We start from the raw sequence: 19,659 nt of genomic DNA, 5'->3' as shown, positions 1-19,659 counted from the left end.
ACAATGAAAATTCGGTCTATGATACAATATTGGAGAAACGGGCGCGTGCCCTTGCTGACCGTGCTAACTCGCAGAGGAGAGAGCGTTCAATGATTGAGCAAAAACCGACTGAGCCGTCTGTGAAACAGGGAACCCTTTTTGATAAGGCCGAACTGGAACGCCTGACGGTCAACAAGGCCGAGTGGGAAGCGACGGCCGTGCAAAAATCGATCGAGCGGGTCCCAGAGCGAAAGAATCTGATGACGACATCCAGTGTACCGGTGCAGCGGCTCTATACGCCACTGGACAATCAAAATCTGGATTATACCCGTGATCTGGGATTCCCGGGCACTTACCCCTATACACGGGGCGTGCAGCCTACCATGTACCGGGCGAAACCCTGGACAATGCGTATGTTCGCTGGCTTCGGCACCGCCGAGGATACGAACCGGCGCTTCAAGTACCTGCTCCAGCAGGGGCAGACCGGCCTTTCTACCGCGTTCGATATGGCGACGCTCTATGGCTACGATACCGATCACCCGAAAGCGGCCGGAGAGTTTGGTAAATGTGGCGTCGCGATCTCTTCTCTGGCCGATATGGAGATCCTCTTTGCAGATTTGCCTCTGGATAAGATTACTACTTCTATGACCATTAATAGCCCCGCGCCGGTGCTCTGGGCGATGTATATCGCGAATGCTGAGAAGCAGGGCTTCCCGATGGCCTCACTCGGGGGTACCTTACAGAACGATATCCTGAAGGAATATATTGCCCAGAAAGAGTTTCTGTTTCCGCCGGAACCTTCGCTGCGCCTGGTTGTTGATACTATTGAGTTCGGCACGCGCTTTATGCCGAAGTGGAACACGATCAGTATCAGCGGGTATCATATCCGTGAGGCGGGAGCGACCGCCGTGCAGGAGCTTGCTTTTACCCTTGCCGATGGGCTGGCCTATGTGGATGCCGCCCTTGAGCGTGGGCTGAAGATTGATGAGTTCGCGCCGAGGCTCTCGTTCTTCTTTGATGTCCATAACGACTTCTTTGAGGAGATTGCCAAGTTTCGAGCTGCTCGTCGACTCTGGGCACGGTTAATGAAGGAGCGCTATGGAGCCAAAGATCCGCGCTCAATGATGTTGCGTTGCCACGCGCAGACAGCAGGCGTCTCATTGACCGCACAGCAACCGGAAAACAATATCGTGCGGACCGCTATTCAGGCGCTGGCGGCTGTACTGGGGGGTACACAATCGCTGCATACCAATTCACTTGATGAGGCGCTGGCTCTTCCCACCGAGAAAGCGGCCTTGATCGCGCTACGCACACAACAGATTATCGCGCATGAGAGCGGCGTGGCGAACGTCGTTGATCCGCTTGGTGGTTCCTACTTTCTTGAGGAGCTGACCGATCAAACCGAGCGTGCGGCATTGGCCTATATCGAGCAGATTGACTCACTGGGTGGTGTGCTTGCCTGTATCCAGAATGGCTTCTTCCAGCGTGAAATAGCTGAGTCTGCCTATCGGTATCAGCAGGAAATTGATGCGAAAAAGCGTGTCATTGTCGGCGTCAATGAATATGTCATGGATGAAGAGGTTCCTGTACCGACGCTCTATGTTGATTACGAAGGACAGAAAGTACACCTTGAGCGCCTGAATCGGATTCGTCGTGAGCGAGATCAGGGAGCGGTTCGAGAGGCTCTGGACCGGTTGCGTTGCGCGGCCGAAGGAACAGAGAATACCATGCCATTTATTCTGGATGCGGTGAAAGCCTATGCAACTCTAGGCGAGATTATGGATGTATTCCGCACCGTCTTCGGAGAATACATGGAACCGGCCGTTTTCTAAATAGAACGTCTCAATGCGAGCATACCCTTCTAGCGGGCGCAAGGTTTTGTACCTGAACGCATTCAGTGATACAATGACTTGCGCCCTTTGTCTGCCCGCCGTTTGAGTTTGAAAGGGGGCTTGATTGGATGGATTCAATGATTGAAAGAATAGATGGCCCAATCGAGAAGCGCTCGCTCACCGCAGAGGATGTCGTTGCAATCCTGAAGCTTGCTGATGCGTGCAACAGGTATGAAAATTTGCATATGCGCCTGCTTGAAAAGGATCTGCGGGATCCCGAGCTCAAAACTCATTTTCTCTTGTACGAGGATGGCAGGCTTGCTGGCTATCTGTATGCTGAAGGAGTTGAGGAGAGGGAGCTGAGTGTGATGGTTCACCCGGCCTATCGGCGGAGAGGGATCGCCCGGGCACTGGTGGCACAGGCTCAGGCTGTTTTACGCGCGGCTGGCGCCACGCAGTTGCAGCTCATTTGTGAGGAGGGGGCGGCGGGTGGCAAGGCCTTTCTGACCGCACTTGGCGCTTCGCTTGCTCGTGCCGAGCATGAAATGGAGCTCGCGACGTTTCAGGAACGCTTTGCCTTTGATGACCGCCTTTCGTTTCAACCTGCACAAGACGATGAGATGGAGAAGGTGATCTCTGTTCTGGCGGACATTTCTCAAAAGTCGTCGGCGCACATTCGCCAGCGAGTTGAGAGTTGCTGGTCTAATCCCCACTGTTCCTATTATCTGCTGACTTTTGGTGAGGGTGCTGTCAGTTGTCGGGAAGCGGTTGGCGTTGTTCGTCTGGATTGGGATCGTAATGAGTGGACCTGCTGGCTCTACAGTCTCATCATAAAACCCGAGTATCGGGGGCGTGGCTATGGGCGTGTCTTGCTCGAAGAAGCGATACGTTCACTGCCTCATGATGAGCAATGGAAGGTCAAGCTTGAGGTGAATACAACGAATATTCCCGCTCTTCAACTCTATCAATCCTGTGGTTTTCGTATCACACGGACGTATGGATATTATCTCTTACCGCTGGCGTTGTCGGACGCACGGTAGGAACCCCTTGTATAAGGGAAACATTATCTACTTGGAGAACAGGAAATACTATGCGTTGGTTAGAACTTACGGTTACCTCTCATCCTGATGCAGTCGAGTCGGTCAGTGAACTCTTGAATCGCTACAGCCCGGATGGTGTGGTGATCGAACAGCCAATAGAGCTGTATGAAGAGGGTCAGGCGTATCGCGTGCTGGAGGGTCAGCCGGTCAAACTTCATGCATATGTGCCTATTGATGGGACGGAAGAGGATATCTGTTTGCGCGTGCGAGAAGCGCTCTGGCATTTCTCTGCGATCGGGTCACATCTGGTCGGTGATCTGGAAACGCGCCCGGTGAGTGAGGAAGATTGGGCCAATGCCTGGAAAGAATACTATCATGTCACGTTGATTGGCAAGCGCCTGGTAATTCGTCCCTCATGGCGTGACTATACCCCGAAGCCGGAGGAGGTCGTGCTGACGCTTGATCCCGGTATGGCGTTTGGCACTGGCCTGCACCCAACCACGCGCATGTGTCTGGAACAACTGGAAAAGCGCGTGAAGCCTGGAATGCAGGTGCTGGATGTGGGCACTGGTTCCGGCATTCTAGCGATTGCCGCCGCCAGGCTCGGAGCAGCTCATGTGCATGCCATTGATAACAGCAGCGTTGCCGCCGAGAGCGCCGCCGAAAATGCGAAAATGAACGATCTGGATGATCGCATCGATGTGGTGCTTGGGGTGCTGGACGAGCAGACGGCAAAGCAGCACGAAGGTAAATATGATCTGGTGCTGGCAAATATTATTGCCCACGTGATCGGAGGAATGGCCCCGCAACTCGCACAGACGCTTGCTCCTGATGGCCTGCTCATCGTCAGCGGCATTATTGAGGAACGGCGGAAAGATGCCGAGGAGCCGTTGTACGCTGCCGGGCTGGAACTGGTCGAAAAAGTGATGATGGAAGATTGGCTCGCGCTTGTGCTACGAAAGCGCACCGCATAATCAGTAAGGTTGTGAGGGTCTATGCATCGTTTCTTTGTCCCGCCAGAGTTGCCTTTGCAACCTGGCTCCACGCTTGATTTACCGGATACCGTTGCCCATCAGGTGAGGGATGTTTTACGTTTGCAGCAAGGGGAGCACCTTGTCCTGCTGGATAACAGCGGAGATGAGGCGCTCTGCTCGGTAATGAACCTCTCGCGCTCTCGTGTTGAGGTGCAGGTTGAGCAGCGTTCCCCGGGAAAGACCGGCTCAACGGTGAAAGTCATTTTGTGCCAGGGATTGTTGAAGTCATCAGGCCGTTTCGAGCTGATCCTTGAAAAGGGAACGGAGTTAGGAGTGACAACCTTTGTGCCAACCATCTGTCAGCGTTCGACGGCTGGACTCGGCGAGGTTGGTTCCTCCAAGTTGAAACGCTGGCAACGAATTGTGCAGGAAGCAGCGGAGCAATGTGGTCGTGCACGGATCCCGGGACTGGCACCGGTTCGACCGTTTGCCCGGGTGTTCGATGAGTTGCCTGAGGGGGCATTAGTTCTCATGCCCTGGGAAGAAGAAAAAGCACACCATCTGCGGACAACGCTAAAGGCGGCTCGAACCGCCTATACTGAGGCCCCGGCGGTGGAGCCACTCACGGTGGTTGTGTTTATTGGTCCTGAAGGCGGACTAACGGTCGATGAGGCGCGCATTGCGCGGGAGCATGGAGCACAGGTTGTCTCGCTCGGGCCGCGCATTCTGCGAGCAGAGACAGCGGCAATCACGGCTGTAGCGAATATCATGTATGAGTTAGAGTGTATCGGCGTAGAGCGAGGGCTTCATTGACCATGCCTGTGATTCGTGCTAAGATAGCCGGACATATAAGCGTATTCTGAGTATCTTACAGCTTTTTCTGTTTCCACAGCGGAGAAAGGTTCCTGTGGAAAACGAGCTTTTTGCGGACAATAATGGTGCTATGGAAAATGTTGTACCGGGCGTCCTTTTGCGCCTGAAGGCTACCGATATTATTCACATGGCTGGTCTCACCACTGCTTCTCTAGGACAGGAATATTGCCATATGGGGGCAGTGCTGAAGCCACAGCGACAGGGCGCATCTCTGAGTGGAACTGTGCGTGTAGCTCATGCGTCCTCACGGGTAGCTCTGGCGCTGATCGGTGAATTGGATGAAGATGCTTCCGCAGGTGAGTCGCGCCGCTATGATGTCAGCATTACGATTCAGAGCACGACTTCCTGGGATTATATCTGTACCTGTAATGAGCGATCCGAGCGGATCTGTGCTCATGCCGCGGCTCTGCTTTATTACTGGCTGGCGGAGCCGACTGCCTTTGTTCCCATTGCCCAACCCGCAAAAAAGCAGGAACCGGAACGACTGCCTGCACCGCCAAAGCAGTCGTTAAAGTCATATGCGAGGCCTCAGGCGAAATCCTATGCACCTGCTGCCCCATCAATCGTCGAGACGGGACAGGCTCCCGCTCGTGCGCCTGAGCATGAGACGCGAATCACACTTCCTGCAGGAAAAGTGGTAGAGCTCTTACAGCGGTATGGGCAGGAAGAATTGCGCTCTCTTGCCCGGGAATATGAGCTTACGGTAACCGGCCTGAACAAACAGCAGATAATCATGGCACTGCTTGAGGCGTTGCAGCAACCTGAAGCAATCCGACGAGTGGCGGCCTCGCTGGAGAAAGCCCCCCGCCAGCTTTTGGCCGTGATTACGCTTTCAGGGGGGACCGTGTCTGAAGGTGAACTGCGCGGACTCTATGAACGCTTCTCATTGAGCCGTGCGGGACAGCTTCAGGATCTTTTGCAGGTGTTGCAGGCGAAAGGGCTGCTTTTCCGCAAAGGTCTATCTCGTGAGCATGGCTGGTTTGTCCCTGAGGAAGTTCGTGCTGCTCTGCGTGTCACCGTCCCGATCAGCCATTATGCGTTATCGGTTCATGATATCCCCGAAGTCAGCAAGCAACAACTGCAGAAATTGCTGTCAGAACTCCTGCTACTGGCTCGGGCGCTGGACGGTTACCTGCTCTCTACAGAAGAACGGGAGTGGTTAGATCAGACAACGCGTGATGAGCAGCCGGTCTTCTCAAATCACCTGCCTGAAGCGCTGTTGCAGACTGCGCAGCAAGTGGTGTCGCGTCCTGCCGAATATCTCTCTTTTCTGGTTCGGCTGCTGCGTTTAGCCGGTTTTGTCTTGCGCGAAGAGGAACGGCTGCGGGTGCTCCCGGACTGTACGGCCCTGTTGCTCGGTCCATCCTCGATGCAAACAGCTCGTACTCTGTTTGATCTCTGGCTCAAGCAGACAGCTCTTGATGAGCTACAGGCCTTGCAGGCAGGTGGGATCAGGGTTGCCTTTCACCGTGATTCGCTCAATCGGCCCCTGTTGCGTGCGGGTGAGTTAGAGAGTGAGAACTGTGAGGCCCGCCAGACGTTGATAGCGCTTCTGACGCGCGTCCCTTTTGGTCAATGGGTCACGTTTGCTCCCTTTGCTCGCTTTGTCTACCGGCTAAATCCTCTGTTTTTACAGCATAGACAACGGCTCAATCCGCAGCCTCACTGGTGGCTTGAAACCGATGATCGTCATCCCTTACGCCCTCAGTTGTGGAATGATTGGTCACGCGCTGAAAAGGTTTATCTGGAGTATCTTTTGCGGGGACCGTTGAGCTGGTGGGGGCTCTGTGCGACCGTCGTTTCAGCCGAGCAGCAGGTCCAGGCGTTCTGTTTGCTGCCACAGGCAAAGCATCTCTTGTTTGCTGATGCGTTGCCGGAACCCGCCTTTGTAGATTTCCGGGAGGGACTTCCACTGGTAGAAATAGAGAATACCACAACACTCAGGGTTGCTCCTGGTGCGCAGGCCTGGCCTATTCTGGATCGTTTGGAGTCGTTTCTGCAACCAGCGGGCGTTGATCAGGGGAAACTCCTGTATCGGCTCTCTCCCGGCAAAATGGCGGCTGCGCTTGATCGAGGCATGCGTCCTGAGCCACTACTTGAGCTACTAGAAGCCTTGCAGGAGACGCGGGCAGATGAGAGCTTGCGTGCGCTGCTGGCACAGGTGCGTCACTGGCTCAACTGCTATGGTCGCGCTCGTTTATATACCGGTGTGACGATACTGGAAACGGCTGATCCGGGGATTATGGCCGAACTGACTGCCCAGGTCGACCTTGAGGAAAAACAGGTGCTGCGTATTCAACCAACAATGGCGATTGTGCGCAATGAGATGGTGGACCAGTTAATAGAAGAATTGAAGCGGCGGGGACAGACTCCCCTCTTGCACACAGAGGGACAGTATGGAGTTGAGTGAACTGGAACTGTTGCGTACCGTGCCAGCTTATCACGTGCAGGCAATGCTCCGGGCACGACGTGTGAAGGTTCCGGCTGGCAACGAAGATGAGGGGAATGAGCTTGAGCAAATTGTGGCTCGTCTGTTTGAACCAGGAGCATTGATAGAGGCGCTGAGCGAGCTGCGAGGGCTGGAAAAGCGGCTGCTCTGTGAACTTGTCTGGTGCGGCGGGCGGGCCAATAGCCGTGATCTGGCCCTGTATGCCACATATGCAGGATTGCTCGGAGAGGGAAATGAGCTTGAAGATGCTCGCCCGGGCATGAATGGAAGTGTTCAATATCCTGCCGCCTATTCGCACGGGCGGTTTGAGATGGCCCTGCATCTGTTGCTGCTTCGTGGCCTGATCTTCTGGAGCCAGAAGACACAATTTGCCAGTCTGGACTATGCCAGCGGGATTCATGATGGTATGCTGATCGTTCCCGCGTCTGTGAAAGAGGCGGCGCTGAAGCTCTGGCCCCCCACGAAACCGCTCTCTGCCCTTGCTGAGGAGCAATTGTACGATGTAGGGGCGGGGGCCCGGACGCTGCAACGAATGCTGTATCTCTACTGGTCAGCGGTGACGGCGGCACGAGAGGGGCTCACGCTGCTGAACAATGGCCTGCTGGCGCGTTCAGCCTTGCGCTATATTGTGGAACGGGTTGATGACCGTACCCGACTGGAACAGATCCGAAGCGAGACCGATATACCATACCTGCTGTTTGTGCGCCTGCTCTTGCTCAAACTGGGATTATTGCGTGTCCAGGGGGGGACACTGCTGGCTGCTCCGGCTCGAACCTATTTTCGGCAACCACTGCTTGAGCGTGCTCGCCGCTGTTATCAGCTCGCGCTTGAAGATGCATTCTGGAACGAGATTCCCTATCTTCCCGAGGTGAATGTGCGGCCAGGTCCCGCGCCCCTTGAGGCGGTGCATAGCGAGATACTGCGCTCCCGGCAGACTGTGATTGAACGGCTGAAATACGAGGAAGTGGGGGAGTGGATTACATTTCCCGCTTTTATTGCGCATATGAAGCTCTTTGCTCCCTACCTGCTCTTCCCTCGGCAGTATGGGCCGCGAGCGGAGCGCTATTCGACTGGTTGTAACCCCTATAATTGGGATTTCCGGTTGCGGAAGGGCTGGCTGACGCCGCGTGAGGGTTGGTATGCCGTCGAGGGCGGCTTTATTCAGACAGTAGTTAGCCAGATGCTTACCTGGCTCGGGATCACTGAACTGGATCATGCCGAGAAGCCGACACGTTTTCGTCTTCTGCCAGAGGCGGCTTTGATTATGGCAGAGCGTGAACCTGTAACAGGCGATGAGATCCAGGGTCGTTTGATTGTGCAACCGAACTTTGAGCTGGTCGTTCTTGCTCCCGTCTCGGAGGGGTTGCTGATCTCTCTGGATCGTTTTGCTGAACGGATTGACCTTGAGCATGTCGCTCGCTATCGTCTCTCGAAGGCCAGTGTGGTGCGGGCCATTCAGCAGGGACTGAATGCTGAGAAGATCACCCGCTTTCTGGAAACAGAGTCTCATAGCACATTACCACAGAATGTCGCTTATTCGCTCAAAGAGTGGGAGCGACAGGCGCGGCGGGTCGAGCTCTGGCGCAAGGTGATATTGCTGGAAGTTGAAGACCCGGCGGTGCTGGATGAGCTCTGTGCACAGGAGGAACTGTATGTGCGGCGCTTGAGCTCAACACTGGTCGAGGTGCTTCCAGAACGGATGCAGGAGATTCGGGAATGGCTCTGGCAACGTGCGCTTTTGCCTGCACAAACGGAAGCGCCTGCTCACTCTCCGCTGGCCGGTGAGGCGGGAGGGCCGCAATGGCGGTTATTAGAGGATGGGGTGTTACAGCCACTGTATCCGGTAGTTGATCTCTTTGTGGCAGCGGAGGCTGAGCGCTTCTGTGAGCAGCACAAGACTCATGGGGGGTTCTGTCTCACGCCTGACTCCGTGCGGCAGGCCTTGAAACAGGGAATGGAGCTGGAAGGGATCATTCGTTTTCTGCAACGGTATTGCCTTGATGGGATCCCGGGCTCGCTGTTGCCCCGCCTGAAACTCTGGGGTGATGGCTATAGCGCCAGTACTTCCATTTATCTTGAGCAGGGCCCGCTACTGCGTTTGCCTGAGCAGGTATTACAGGATCTGCACGGAGACGAGCAGGTGAGTGCTTTACTGGGTCCAACGCTTGAGCCAGAGTATCGCTTTGTGCGCATTTCCCCCTCCAATCTGGAGCGGTTACGAGCTCTGTTACGAGAACGAGGCTTCGCTTTAGATGAATTTTCCCAGTTTCAAAAAAATTCCTCGGAAAGTAGTTGACAACTCTTCCAAGTTATGATATTTTATACGTGCAGTCGGGAGTCACAGAAAAAAGAAAGTGATGACGACGCGCTAGCACTAAAACTAGCGGGAGTGGCTCAGTGGTAGAGCGCTTCCTTGCCAAGGAAGATGTCGCGGGTTCGAATCCCGTCTCCCGCTCTTTTTTATTGTATGGCGACGTAGCCAAGTGGTAAGGCAGGGCTCTGCAAAAGCCCCATTCAGCGGTTCGAATCCGCTCGTCGCCTCCAGGCGTGATGGTGTGAGACCTCACGCCTTTTTGTGTTGTTCTGGCGTTCACGCTACCAGTGCTTTTTCTGGATTGCTCTTTATGGCGCAACCACGTACATACTCCACCGATGCAATCATTCTCAAACGCTTCCCGTATGGCGAGGCCGACCGCATTTTGACGCTCTTTACTCCCTATAAAGGAAAGATCAGCGCTATCGCGAAGGGGACGCGTCGCCCGGTCAGTCGCAAATCGGGCCATCTTGAGCTGCTGTGCCTTTCGCGTTTGCACGTGGCACAGGGGCGTAATCTCGATATTATTACGCAGGCTCAGGTGAGTGAAAGCTTTCTCCATCTGCGGGGTGAGTTCTGGCATATGACCTGTAGTACCTATCTGGCAGAATTGATTGACCGGCTGATCGAGGACGATAACCCCTACCCGGAAGTCTATGAACTGCTAACGCTGGCCTTGCGTGTGCTGGATGCTGATGCGCAGGAGCTTCAGCAACAACGCACTGCCGGAACGCTCAATGCCGCCCATGAGCGCGACCGCAGCCTGCTGTTATTGCGCTTCTTTGAAATTCACCTTCTCTCATTGATTGGCTATGAGCCGCTGCTTCGGACCTGTGCTCACTGTGATGCGGAGCTGGAACCGGTGGAGAATGGCTTTACCCCGACGCTTGGCGGTGCGCTCTGTCCCGAGTGCTCGCATTTGTGGTCTCATAAAATCTCGGTCAATGCGCTCAAAGTCTTGCGTCTGCTCCAACGCAGTTCCTGGGCTCAGGTGCCGCGTCTGCATCTGAATGAGCAGCTGCATGGCGAGATCGAGCATGCAGTGCGTGGCCTGTTACGCCAGCATCTTGAGCGTGACCCGGAATCCTGGGAATTTCTGGCGATGTCGACCCGGCACTAGTGCCGATACAATCAATACATGATGCGGTGTTCTGGCTGAGAAACGGTGATGTGAACAAAAGCGTGCTCTCAGTAGAGTCTGTTTTTGTTAGCAATGGAAGGAGCGCCAGTATGGCGAACGAACATCGTTTCCATGAAATACATGCCCATACTCACGGCTCACAATGTGGACATACAGCCGTTCTGCATGAAGGGCATCTCGATTACCTGCATGAAGGGCACCTGCATCACCCGCATGGCGATCACTATGATGAGCACGTGATTGCTGTCAGCCCCCAGAATCCTGAGGAATGCAAGCAGGTGAGCTGCGCGTGTAGTGGTCATACAAGCTGCCAACATGAGCAGATCCCACATGGCGATCATATGGATTATCTGGTGAATGGTCGCTTGCATCATGTGCATGGCAACCATTGTGACGATCACGGACCTGTAGAGGTGCGATGAAAGAGGAGGATTGTTCCCCCTCTTTATTTATGCCTCCCAGACCTGATTGAGCTGAGGGGCGTAGAAAAGAATGGCTCGCCTATAGGTCTGAATATCCTCATTCGAGCTGGTTTCCGCGATGATACGAAGTACCAGCTCCATTGCCTCTGCGTGTCGTTGCACGTTGTAGAGCGCCATTGCCAGAAAGACCTGTAGCGCTCTCTGCTGTGGAAACTCCTGAACGCCTTGCTGTAAAGTTTCGACCGCTTGCTGATACTCTCCCAGGGCTCGATAGGTGCTTCCCAGACCCAGAAATGCTTCTGCCCGTTCTGAACCCGTGAGCCCGTTGTCCAGTGCAGCCCGATAATAAGGAACTGCCTCGCGCTCCAGTCCGAGCGAGTCATGTACTGAGGCGGTATAATAGAGCGTCTGCGGGTGTTTGGGGTTGGCAGTGACAAGCTGTAAAAGCTGTTCTCGCGCTTCTTCAAGCTTGCCCGCTGTATAGAGTTCTATCGCGTGCTGTAAATTCGCTTCCATTCGATCGGCTCCTGTCGCTATCATAATAGCTCCCAGTATACCCCATCTTTGAGTAGCGAGCATCCGTGTGCAAGAAGTCTTTTCCCGCCCCCTCAATGCTAGGAAATACCCTTTTTCTATGATATGGTTAAGAGGAATTGAATGTGCTGCATTGTAGCCGCCTCTGGAGGTATGATGGAAGATACCGCACCTGTTCCTCGAAAGGGCGAAGGACGTCGCCCACTTGTTGCATCCGCATCTTATGTATTCTGGGTCATGTTCTGTATCAGCTTTCTGAACTACCTTGACCGGTATGTCCTCAGTGGTGCAGGAAACGTGATGGCAAAAGAGCTGAAATTTGACCTCGGGCAGCTTGGCCTGATCGGTTCAGCTTTCCTGATCGTCTATACACTCTGTTCGATGCCACTGGGAATGCTAGGTGATCGCCTGAAGCGCAAGAACGTTGTTGCCACCTGTGTGGCGATCTGGAGCTGTGCCACAGCGCTGACCGCGCTGGCGAACAATTTTCTGTCTCTCTTTTTGTTTCGTATGTTGCTTGGGGTTGGGGAGGCGGGATATTTCCCGGCGGGGACCGCGCTGCTCAGCGACTATTTCAGTCGTTCGCGCCGCTCACGCATTATGAGCTTCTGGAGTATCGGACAGTATGTGGGCGTGCTCGGTGGCTATGCGCTTGGCGGTTATCTGGCAACGCTCTATTTTGGAAGCTGGCGGTTGGCCTTTTTGCTGACCGGTATTCCGGGCCTGCTGCTGGCGCTGCTTATCTGGCTGGCGCGAGAGCCCCGACGCAATCAGGCCGATGAGGAAGAACAACAGCAGCGCGGAGCTGTATCGGAGCCTGTGGAGCTGACAAATGCTCCACGTGGTACGATCCTACAGCAATGCCTGTCTCTGTTAAAGATCAAGACCATGATCACATTAACCGTCATGCAGATCTTTGCCTATTTTGTGCTTGGCATCGCGGCCTACTATCTCCCGGTCTTTCTCCAGCAGAAGGACACATTTGATCTTTCCTCAGATCGAGCTGGCCTGTACTCTGGTGGCGTGATTGTCATTGCCAGCTTGATCGGGACGCTGACTGGCGGCTATCTTTCGGATCTGCTGAATCGGCGACACCCGGGGGCGCGTGTGCTGGTGTGTGGGCTTGGCTTTCTGCTCTGTGCGCCGGTCTTTGCAACGGCCATTCTGACCCGGGATATGACACTCTTCACACTTTTCTTTGTCCTGACAGCGATTCTGCTCACCCTCTATACCGGGCCGAGCACCGCGGCGATTCAGGATGTTGTCCCTTCCTATTTACGTTCGAGCGCGGTCGCGGTCTCGATGTTAGTTGCGCACCTGCTGGGGGATGCCTTTGCGCCGCCTCTGGTGGGCATGCTGGCAACCTCTTTTGACCCGACGCATGGGACTCATTTTCAGGCGAATATGGCGGGCAACGAACTGGCTCTGGCATTTCTGTATACTTGCGTTCCGGCGCTGGTGCTGGCTGGACTGGTTGGAATTTTTGGGGCGCGCTGGATGAAGGACGATGTGGCGGCTGCTGAGCAGGCGGACAGGGAAGCGAGAATTGTGCCCGCGTCATAGGCCTTCCGGGTGATAGCGTCAACGGAAAATACGAGCGAAAGAGGAATCTCCTGCCCGCGAGCGGGAGGTTCTTCTTTCTGTATGGACAAGGAGGGTGACTGTCACTTATGATGAAGAGAGAAAAAGTTGTAGAATCTTCTGATTCGTCTTATTGTATTGAGCAGTAGAATTGTGTGCCGGGAGGTTCTGAGGAATTGTCAAAGATTCATTTTTATGAACTGGAACAACTGAGCGCGGAACAGCGAGCACGACTGTTGCGGCGTTCAGAGGTCGCGATTGACGATCTGATCGAGTATGTGCGCCCGATTGTGCGAGATGTGCGTGACCGTGGAGATGAAGCGGTGATTGAGTATATGGCCCGCTTTGATAAAGTGCACCTGACACCTGATCGTCTGCGGGTGAGTCGAGAAGAGATCGAGCAAGCGCATGCTGCATTAGAGAAAGATGTCTATGCCGCAATCGAGCATGCGGTTCGCAATGTGCGAACGTTTCATCAGCGTCAGTTGCCCCATGAACAGTGGTTTACCGAGGTCGCGCCGGGCGTGATGGCAGGTGAGAAGATCACCCCGATTAGTAGTGTCGGTCTCTATGTGCCGCGTGGGAAAGGGGCCTTCCCTTCTGTGATGTATATGCTTGCGGCTCCGGCCAGTATCGCTGGTGTGCCTCGAATTGTTGTTTGTACGCCTCCCGGACCGGATGGAGCGGTTGACCCAGCCTCGCTGGTCGCGGCTGATCTCTGCGGTGTGCATGAGATTTATCGCATTGGCGGTCCTCACGCGATTGCAGCGCTGGCCTATGGCACACAGAGTATTCCTCGGGTCCATAAGATTACCGGGCCTGGAAATCCGTATGTTTCCGCGGCCAAGCGTTTATTGTATGGGACGGTTGATGTTGGCCTTCCGGCTGGTCCAAGCGAAGCGATCATTCTGGCTGATGAGAGCGCAGATCCTGAGCTGGTTGCTCGTGATGTACTGATTGAAGCTGAACACGGTCCCGATTCGTCGAGTATAGTAGTGACTGATAGCCGGAAGCTTGCACAGGCGGTTGCGGCGCTGCTGCCGGCGAAGATTGAGGCGCTGCCTGAGCCGCGGCGGTCATTCTGTCTCAATGGATTGACGGGGGAAAAGGGAACGGGTGGCATCCTGCTAACGAAGACTATGCAGGACGCGATCGCCTTCGTGAACGAGTACGCGCCTGAACATATGGAAGTGCATGTGCAAGAGCCATTTGCGCTTTTAAGCGAGCTCAAGAATGCAGGTGAGATTCTCTTAGGGCCATATACACCGACCTGTACCGGAAACTATAGTGTTGGGACCAATGCGATTCTGCCAACCGGTGGCTTTGCCCATACCTTTTCCTGTACCTCAGTATTCGATTTTCTCAAGCGAACCGGAGTGGCGTATCTGACGGCAGAGGGCTATGCCTCCTTGAGTGAGACCACGCGTCGTCTGGCCACCTTCGAGGGGTTCCCGGCTCATGCTCAAGCGGTAACCGAACGACCGGTCCCTGATGCAAGGAAATAGCACTGTTGGGGGAATGAACCATCTACCCAAAGATACCAGTATTCGGTGTACATCCTGAAAAATGGTATGCTACATGGAGCAGTGGCGTGCGTTAGTGCGGAAGAGGGGGGAAAAGTGTGATTGTGTGAAGTAGGCTACTGCCCAGTGGAGACAAGATGTGTTATAATTCCCCCTACATAGAGGCCATCTTGTAATGTAGACTAGTGAGAGGACCAGTGCGCAGGGGAAGGTGTCCCCTTCAAACAGAGTTGCCAGGTCAAGGTGCTATGCGTCTCTTGTTGTCAGAAGGAAAGGGAATACGTTGTAGCACACGCCGGGGGATCTGACGCAGTATTGTTGCTGGCATATATAAAGGTCACGTATCAGATAGTATATCAGCAGTTGACCTGTTGCTAGATAGAGTCTAAAAAGTTGAAGATCGGTAACAGCAAGATATGAATAATAATGCACCTGATCCCAAAAATATATCATCTGTAAGCAGTGAGAATGGGCCTCAGAGTGGGCCAGTATCCCCTACGCCGTCAACCGATGGTGGGGCGCAAGCACGCCGCCGTTTACTCCCTGATACGGAGCTCTCAGACGGGCGCTACAGGATTGAGCGGTTGATTGCGGCTGGCGGCATGGGGGCTGTTTATCGTGCAATTGACAAGCGCTTTAACCGTCCTTGTGCCGTCAAAGAGATGCTGGATGACTTCACCGCAGAGGCGGAGCGGGCTCAATCGGTTGAGTGGTTCCGACGCGAAGCGACTCTGTTGCTGGATTTAAGTCATCAATGTATTCCTCGTGTGCGCGACTTTTTTACGCAAGATGGTCGCTACTATCTGGTGATGGACTTTATCGAGGGACGTACTCTATCCGAGATTCTTGAAAAAGAAGGCACTGTGATAGGGGTCAATGGAGCGCGAGGCGTGCCCGAGGCGCGTGCTCGAAGTTGGGCCATCCAATTGTGCGATGTACTGGGATATCTGCATCGCCAGAACCCTCCGATTATCTTTCGTGACTTGAAACCTTCCAACATCATGGTCACCGGGCAGGATGAAATTAAATTGATTGACTTCGGTATTGCTCGTAGTTTCCAGTCTCAGGGGCAGGCGACCATTATTATGACGGTTGGCTATGCACCACCTGAGCAGTTGCACGGCATGCCGGAACCGCGCAGTGATATCTATTCTCTGGGGGCGACCCTGCACCGTGTGTTAACCTGCCATGATGCTGCAAATAACAAGCCAACTATCTTTTCTTTCCCGCCTGTGCGCTCCTTGCGTCCAGATCTCTCTGTCGGCTTTGAGCAGATCTTGATGAAGGCTCTGGCATATACGCCTAATCAGCGCTGGCAGAGCTGTGATGAGATGGCGCGGGCTTTACGGAACTTGCCGCCGGTCACCGCTACACCGGTCGTTTCTGCTCCTCTGGGCAGCGGACAGCATTTCGCTGGCAGGCAAACACCAAGCGGCCCACAGAATCCGCCAAGTGGCGGCTCGGGTGGATATGTGCCTTCATCTGGTCCGGTGACAACCGGGACAACCGGCCCGGGCGGACAGTTTATTACGGCGGCGCTTGGTCATATGGCGGCGGGGCGAATTGAAGAGGCGTATATGGCAACCAGGCAGGCGTGTGGTATAGAACCCAATAACGCGCTGGTGCATAAGCTCTTCGGTCAGGTGTTTGCGCGGAGACGCCCCCCTCAGGTTGATCAGGCGATCCGGGCCTATGCACATTCTATTGAGCTGGACCCGAATGACGCCGAAACGCACAAGTTGATGGGGGATATCTGGCTCTATCTTCGTCCGCAGCCATATCAGGCCATTCCACATTACACACGCTCGGTTAGCCTGAACCCGCGGGATCATGAAACGCATTTCCGTCTGGGGTTGTGTTATGAGAAGACAAACCAGTTGGAACCGGCGCTGAAAGCCTATCAGGAAGCGCTGAATCTGGTGCCGAAACAGCCACCTCAGATGATGGGTCATTATGGGCAGATGCTTGGACGCCTTGCAATGCGTATGCAGCGCTATCCTGTTGCTGAACATGGTTTTGTACAGGCTTTGATCGCGAATCCAGCCGATCATAACACGCGCTTCTTGCTGAGTCAGGTGTATGAAGCTGAACAGAAGCTGGAAGATGCTTTCAGGGAATGCTCCTATGTATTGGGCCCTCTGGGCTCGATGAATCCGGCGGTCGCACAGATGTATCAACGATTACGCGCACGTTTAGGACGATAAAGACAGATTTCTATGCGCTGTCACTCCGGCATGAAGGGAAAATGTCAATGAATACGCATAGTCTCAGTTCCAGATGGCAATGGCGAGGTCGGTCGCTGTCTGTCTGTGCATTGGGGGGACTTCTTGTTGCTTTGATTCTGCATCTGCTTGCGTTCTCGCCCGTCTCTGTCGCGGCGGCAGAAAACAGGCCGCCATTGGGTGTTGCTCGTGCCGGTGCTTCGCTGGTGCGCCTGGTGGCTACGTATACCGTAGAAGAGAATACAGCTGACGCGACCCCTTCGCCAACCTCAGGGACTCCCCAGGCTACTTCAGTGGTGGTTCCCAGTACTATGTTTTCCTGTACCGGCCTGGGAGTGATTTTTGCGAGTTGGGCTGCTGACAATGAGTTGAATACCTGGATTCTGACAGATGGCAATGTCGTCACCAATGACGGACGAACCTGCGCTTCCTCTCGTCCAAATGCCAAATTATCCAGGCTGTTTATCTATTTCAGTACGGCGTTTAATGAGAAAATGCCTCCCATCCCCTTGCAGTTTGATATCGAAAAGGGAGATAAGCTGAATTCTCTGAAGTGCCAGACCAGCCCCTGTAAGGATGGCGTGGTTGCTTTTTCGCTGAATTATTCGCATTCGTTACCTTTCATTTCTGTTGTCAGCAACTCACCATCGGAAACGTTCACACTTGGCCTGGCAAAGAATGAAGACGCGATTGTGATGCCTGAAGCGGTGCATGACGGTGGCGATGGACAGGAGGCGGGTACCTATCGCACCCCGGTGCAGATGCCCGGTGAAGAGCTTGGTCAGAACCGTCTGGGTATGCCTGTGGTCAATAATGTCGGGGATCTGGTTGGCCTCTATGTGGGAAACACCCGGATTTCCGGCGACAGAATCAATGCTTTTATCAAGCAGCAGCTACCGGAACTACAGAAGTCCCATGAAAACACTGTAAACGCCCACTGGAAGAGCGGCGTTACCAATTTTTACCAGAAGCGCTATGAGCAGGCGCAGAGCGATTTCCAGAGTGTGGTAGCCGAGAATCCTCAGTTTCAGGGGGCCGATCTGTTGCGTCAGGAAGCAGCGCAAGAGCTACAGCATCAGAACACAACCAATACTGAGAATCAGAAGAAGGAGGCCGAAGCCGCAGGGCTCACTCTATTCGGTTTCCATCTTCCATATTGGCTGTTGATCGTTGCGGCCGTATTTCTCATTCTGGTGATCCTGCTGATCTGGGTTAGCCTGCGTTTCGGACGCGCACGAAGCCAGAAGGCACGTATGCGCAAGTTTCAGGCCGAGTTGGAAGAACTTGAGCGCCTGGCAGAGCCCGACGCAGCAAGAATTAAACAAGAGGAGGAGGCGCAAGCCATGCAACATCAGCAAAAGCCCCCGCAATCTCAGCCTCTCTGGGAGCAGCAAAAGGTGCAGGTATCTCAGGGCGCTGGCAATCAAGCGTCAGTTGCCCCCGGTTCATTCCCTGCTGGCAGTGAAACACAGCCTGCTCAGGCTGCCTCGTCCGCTCAGCGGAAGGGAGCTGAATTGACCTGTCCTGCCTGTGGCGCTCCGGTTCAGAAAGACGATAATTTCTGTACAAACTGTCGGCAGGTGCTCTCACCTTCAACCTCGGGTGTGCACTATCGCATCTCGTCTCAGCCGCTTGGGAGCCTGCGTCCGGCAAATCTGATACCGGCGGATAAAATCGCGGAGATGCCAACCGCAGAGATGCCACCCAAACAGTCGATTCAGGATGAGCCGACACGCCCGATTCCACCCGGTGTGACTCCGTCCTCCGCCGATACGGAGAAGACGGTTCCGTTTGATCGCTCCTTCATGGCTGATTTCACGCCGCTGTACCGAGCTGGCACGGCCTCTGATCCGGGCATCAAGCGCAAGCACAAGCCGAATGAGGACAGCTTGTTTGCGGCCTATGGGAGTTGGAATGTCAATTCGGCCTATGTACCGTTTGGCCTGTTTATCGTTGCTGATGGTATGGGTGGTCACGCTGCTGGACGCGCTGCAAGCCGTCTGGCGATCCAGACGATCGTGAACTTTATGCTGCCGATCCTGAACAAGAACTATATCGCTCACGGCGACTCGTTGGAGAAGTTGCTTGTGGAGGGCGTGCAGCGTGCCAATCAGGCGGTACACCAGAATAACATGGAGCAGCGTGCTGATATGGGCACGACGATGACGGCGGCGTTGTTGGTGGGGGCGAATGCCTATGTCGCCAATGTTGGCGATAGTCGCACCTACCTGTATCGTCCGGGAACCGGACTGAAGAAGATAACAAACGATCACTCGGTTGTTGCCAGTCTGGTGGAGGCGGGCATTATCAAGCCTGACGACATCTACACTCATCCAAAGCGCAACCAGATCTATCGCAGCCTGGGCGAGAAACCAATGATAGAGGTAGATAGCTTCCAGGTCACACTTCAGCCGGGCGATAAGATGCTGCTCTGCTCGGATGGTCTCTGGGATATGGTCCGTGATCCACAGATCGAGAGTATCCTGGCAGCGCCTGAGGGACCAGAACAGATGGTCCAGAACTTGATTCAGGCCGCGTTTGATGGGGGCGGTGAAGACAATGTCAGTGTGGTGTTTGTTGAACTGGCAGAGGCGGCACAGCCACCAACTGCCCCCTCTTTCCAGGTGGTGGGAAAGCCGGATACCATCGAGTTACCACCCCTGCAATAAGGCTTTTTCTCTCGGGCGGGATCGCATCCCGCCCGCTTTTTTGTGCCGCTTTTTGCGCATGATTCGTAGAAAGGGAAGGGGCGTAATAAATTGTCGCTCCTTTCTC

13 protein-coding genes and 2 tRNA genes are annotated in these 19,659 nt (G+C 54.4%); 14 read left to right on the top strand and 1 reads right to left on the bottom strand.

Annotated elements, in window-relative coordinates; genetic code table 11:
• Window positions 1-89: 89 nt before the first annotated feature.
• The 10 genes from KTH_RS19955 to KTH_RS19910 all read left to right on the top strand — a co-directional run bounded on the left by KTH_RS19955 (window position 90) and on the right by KTH_RS19910 (window position 11,024).
• Window positions 90-1,811 (top strand): acyl-CoA mutase large subunit family protein, encoded by a 1,722-nt coding sequence (locus KTH_RS19955; protein WP_111319351.1) that lies wholly within the window; start codon window positions 90-92, stop codon window positions 1,809-1,811.
• A 128-nt stretch (window positions 1,812-1,939) separates the two neighbouring features.
• Complete coding sequence (locus KTH_RS19950) at window positions 1,940-2,851, top strand: GNAT family N-acetyltransferase (protein WP_111319349.1); 912 nt, start codon at window positions 1,940-1,942, stop codon at window positions 2,849-2,851.
• Window positions 2,852-2,901: 50 nt separating this feature from the next.
• Complete coding sequence (prmA, locus tag KTH_RS19945) at window positions 2,902-3,825, top strand: 50S ribosomal protein L11 methyltransferase (RefSeq protein WP_111319347.1); 924 nt, start codon at window positions 2,902-2,904, stop codon at window positions 3,823-3,825.
• Window positions 3,826-3,846: 21 nt separating this feature from the next.
• Window positions 3,847-4,638, top strand: a complete 792-nt coding sequence (locus KTH_RS19940) for a 16S rRNA (uracil(1498)-N(3))-methyltransferase (protein ID WP_111319345.1) — start codon at window positions 3,847-3,849, stop codon at window positions 4,636-4,638.
• A 130-nt stretch (window positions 4,639-4,768) separates the two neighbouring features.
• The gene (locus KTH_RS19935; RefSeq protein WP_211326015.1) at window positions 4,769-7,108 is read left to right on the top strand and encodes an SWIM zinc finger family protein; all 2,340 of its coding nucleotides are present in this window, start codon (window positions 4,769-4,771) and stop codon (window positions 7,106-7,108) included.
• Window positions 7,095-9,443: a helicase-associated domain-containing protein gene (locus tag KTH_RS19930; protein WP_497620672.1), complete on the top strand. Its 2,349-nt coding sequence runs from the start codon at window positions 7,095-7,097 to the stop codon at window positions 9,441-9,443. The genes KTH_RS19935 and KTH_RS19930 overlap by 14 nt, the downstream gene beginning before the upstream one ends.
• Before the next feature lie 87 nt (window positions 9,444-9,530).
• Window positions 9,531-9,602: transfer RNA gene (locus KTH_RS19925), tRNA-Gly, on the top strand.
• 14 nt (window positions 9,603-9,616) lie between these two features.
• Window positions 9,617-9,691 (top strand) — tRNA-Cys (locus KTH_RS19920).
• Between the two features lie 80 nt (window positions 9,692-9,771).
• Window positions 9,772-10,581 carry a DNA repair protein RecO gene (recO, locus tag KTH_RS19915; protein WP_497620670.1) on the top strand — a complete coding sequence of 270 codons (810 nt, stop codon included), beginning with the start codon at window positions 9,772-9,774 and terminating at the stop codon, window positions 10,579-10,581.
• 110 nt (window positions 10,582-10,691) lie between these two features.
• Window positions 10,692-11,024, top strand: coding sequence for a hypothetical protein (locus KTH_RS19910; protein WP_497620668.1), 333 nt, complete (start codon window positions 10,692-10,694; stop codon window positions 11,022-11,024).
• Window positions 11,025-11,051: 27 nt separating this feature from the next.
• On the opposite strand, the gene KTH_RS19905 is transcribed toward KTH_RS19910, so the two are convergent.
• The gene (locus tag KTH_RS19905) at window positions 11,052-11,540 is read right to left on the bottom strand and encodes a tetratricopeptide repeat protein (protein WP_497620666.1); all 489 of its coding nucleotides are present in this window, start codon (window positions 11,538-11,540) and stop codon (window positions 11,052-11,054) included.
• A 171-nt stretch (window positions 11,541-11,711) separates the two neighbouring features.
• Here KTH_RS19905 and KTH_RS19900 point away from each other — a divergent pair, with 171 nt between their 5' ends.
• From KTH_RS19900 to KTH_RS19885, 4 genes are all read left to right on the top strand, one after another.
• Window positions 11,712-13,121, top strand: a complete 1,410-nt coding sequence (locus KTH_RS19900) for a spinster family MFS transporter (RefSeq protein ID WP_170142354.1) — start codon at window positions 11,712-11,714, stop codon at window positions 13,119-13,121.
• Between the two features lie 194 nt (window positions 13,122-13,315).
• Entirely contained in the window at window positions 13,316-14,644 is a 1,329-nt protein-coding gene (hisD, locus tag KTH_RS19895) for a histidinol dehydrogenase (protein ID WP_246046322.1), read from the top strand.
• A gap of 434 nt (window positions 14,645-15,078) precedes the next feature.
• Window positions 15,079-16,866, top strand: a complete 1,788-nt coding sequence (locus tag KTH_RS19890; protein ID WP_497620664.1) for a protein kinase domain-containing protein — start codon at window positions 15,079-15,081, stop codon at window positions 16,864-16,866.
• A 47-nt stretch (window positions 16,867-16,913) separates the two neighbouring features.
• Entirely contained in the window at window positions 16,914-19,553 is a 2,640-nt protein-coding gene (locus KTH_RS19885) for a PP2C family protein-serine/threonine phosphatase (RefSeq protein WP_497620662.1), read from the top strand.
• Window positions 19,554-19,659 lie beyond the last annotated feature (106 nt).

The organism is Thermosporothrix sp. COM3, from assembly GCF_059696735.1.
This window is presented reverse-complemented; position numbering and strand designations above follow the sequence as displayed.